General features: G+C 72.3%; 3 protein-coding genes. All 3 read left to right on the forward strand.

Features of this window, described 5'->3' with window-relative positions; genetic code table 11:
- The coding region (locus tag H5J30_RS26470; protein WP_181789852.1) for a thiamine phosphate synthase at positions 1 to 311 on the forward strand (311 nt) is incomplete at its 5' end.
- Between the two features lie 90 nt (positions 312 to 401).
- Positions 402 to 1,319 (forward strand): methylenetetrahydrofolate reductase [NAD(P)H], encoded by a 918-nt coding sequence (gene metF, locus H5J30_RS26475; protein ID WP_181789853.1) that lies wholly within the window; start codon positions 402 to 404, stop codon positions 1,317 to 1,319.
- Positions 1,320 to 1,359: 40 nt separating this feature from the next.
- Positions 1,360 to 2,484: a hypothetical protein gene (locus H5J30_RS26480; RefSeq protein WP_181789854.1), complete on the forward strand. Its 1,125-nt coding sequence runs from the start codon at positions 1,360 to 1,362 to the stop codon at positions 2,482 to 2,484.
- Positions 2,485 to 2,632 lie beyond the last annotated feature (148 nt).

Genomic DNA, 2,632 nt, shown 5'->3' on the forward strand with positions numbered 1-2,632 from the left:
CGGAGACCCGCGCCGCGGCCGCGGAGCCCGGCGTCGACTACTTCTGCACCGGCCCCTGCTGGCCCACCCCCACCAAGGCCGGGCGGCCCGCGGCCGGCCTCGGCCTCGTCCGGTACGCGGCGGGGCTCGGCACCGACCGCCCGTGGTTCGCCATCGGCGGAATCGACCTCGGAAACCTCGACGAGGTCCTGGCGGCCGGCGCCCGCCGCGTCGTCGTCGTCCGCGCCCTCACCGCGGCCGAGGACCCCGGAGCTGCGGCGGGTGAGTTCGTACGGCGGCTGCGCGCCGCCCGGAACGATGACGTCCGGTAGTCGCCGGCCGGCGCCGGGCGCCCCGTCCTGTCTCGGGGATCGAGCAGGCCGTCTTGGGTCCTGAGGTGACCGGCGGTTAACCTGCCCCGTATGGCCACCGGCATCGCTTCGACCAGGAATGATCGAGCAGTCACTGTCCGTGAACTGCTCGCCTCCGGCAAGCAGTCGTTTTCTTTCGAGTTCGCCGCCCCGAAGACCGACAAGGGCGAGCGGACACTCTGGAACGCCGTGCGGCGCATCGAGGCCGTACAGCCGACATTCGTCTCCGTGACCTACGGCGCCGGCGGCTCCTCCCGCGAGGGGACCGTCCGGGCCACCGAGCGCATCGCCACAGACACCACCCTCACGCCCGTGGCGCATCTCACCGCGGTCGACCACTCGATCGCCGAACTGCGCAACGTCATCGGCCAGTACGCGGACGCGGGCATCCGCAACATGCTCGCCGTCCGCGGCGACCCCCCGGGCGACCCGATGGGGGAGTGGGTCGCGCACCCGAAGGGGGTGGCGTACGCCGCGGAACTGGTCCGGCTGATCAAGGAGTCGGGCGACTTCTGCGTCGGCGTCGCGGCCTTCCCCGAGCGGCACCCGCGGTCCACGGACTGGGACGCCGACATCCGGCACTTCGTCGACAAGTGCCGCGCGGGCGCGGACTACGCGATCACCCAGATGTTCTTCCACGTCGACGACTACCTGCGGCTGCGCGACCGGGTGGCAGCCGCCGGCTGCGCGACGCCGATCATCCCGGAGATCATGCCGGTCACCAACGCCCGGCAGATCCAGCGGTTCGCCGAGCTGAGCGGGGCCACGTTCCCGCCGGAGCTGGCGGATCGGGTTCTCGCGGTCGAGGACGACCGGGCCGCGGTACGCTCCATTGGCATCGAGTACGCCACGGACATGTGCGAGCGGTTGCTGTCCGAGGGGATCCCAGGACTGCACTTCATTACTCTGAACCACTCCACGGCAACGCTGGAGATCTACCAGAACCTCGGACTGCACCGGCGGTCCTGAGGGAAGGCACCACCAAGCGGGGGCGGAAGAGAGGCACGTGATGGGCGACTTGGCCTGGTTGGCCCTCTATGCCATGTTCGGGCTCGTCGCGCTGTGGCTGCTCTGGGAAGTGCTGATGCAGTACAAGGCCCCGCTGCGCTGGCGCGCGCTGGCCTTCGTCGGCTTCCTCTGCGTGGTGCTCGGCGTGCTCATGCCCTCGGTGGTCGTGATCGGCCTCGGTGTGGTGGTGTTCGCGCTCGGCCAGATCAAGGTCACGCTCTCCTACCGCAGCGGGTACTCCGGCGGCTGGGTCGTGAACAGGCGCGGGGAGGACGAGGACTACGGCGACGGGTACGACGGGGAGCGGTACGACGACGCGGCGTACGACGGCGCGGCGTACGACGGCCGCCAGGCGCCGCCGCCCCCGGAGCGCGCGGCCGCCTACCCGGCGTACGAGCCGGAGATCGCACCGCCCCCGCCTGCGGCCCAGGAGCAGACCGCGCAGTTCTCGCCGTTCGGCGGCGAGCAGGCGTTCGCGGCCACCGCTCCCGGGCAGCAGGCGTACGCGGACGGCTACGACGCGTACGGCAACGGCGCCGGCTACGACTCCGGCAGCTACGCGACCACCTCCGCCTACGACACCGGCAGCTACGCCACCACGTCCGCGTACAACACCGGCAGCCACGCCACGACCTCCGCCTACGACACCGGCAGCCACGCGACCACCTCCGGCTACGAGGCCGGGGGCTACGCCACGAACGGCGCCGGGATGAACGGCTACGGGCAGGACCAGCAGATATACCCGGACACCGGCGGCTACGGCCCGGAGCACCAGTACGCCGGGTACGACACGGCCGCCCCCGCCCCCGCCGGGTACGCGGACCCCTACGCCGGCACGGAGTACGCCGCGCCGGCCCCGCCGCCGTACTACGACTCGACACAGGCGGGCCGGCCGTCGTACGACACGAGCGGCGCCGGCTACCCCGGCTACGACCAGCAGCAGTACGCGCAGTACCCCGAGGGCTACGACACCGGCCAGCAGCCGGCGTACGGCCAGGAGACCTACGCGACGCCGGGCGAGGGCGTCTGGATGCCGCAGCAGCGCGACGCGGACCCGCTGGGCACCGAGGACCCGTACGCCCAGCAGCAGAACTACCCGGGCTACGAGCAGCAGTACCGCTACTGAACCCCGCGCCCCCGGCGGGCCGTCAGCGGGAGCCGCGGAAGTCCGCGCCCTCCATGATCAGCCCGGCGACCAGGGCCCCCGACATCCCCGCGTGCGCCAGCCCGCCGCCCGGGTGCGACCAGCCGCCGACCGTGTAGAGACCCGGCAC

It is taken from the genome of Streptomyces phytophilus (genome assembly GCF_013870535.1).
GTDB classification, from domain to species: Bacteria; Actinomycetota; Actinomycetes; order Streptomycetales; family Streptomycetaceae; genus Streptomyces; species Streptomyces phytophilus.

Coding starts and splice junctions, on each gene's coding strand:
- H5J30_RS26480 (WP_181789854.1), top strand. CDS start 1,360: ATGGGCGACTTGGCCTGGTTGGCCCTCTATGCCATGTTCGGGCTCGTC.
- metF (WP_181789853.1), top strand. CDS start 402: ATGGCCACCGGCATCGCTTCGACCAGGAATGATCGAGCAGTCACTGTC.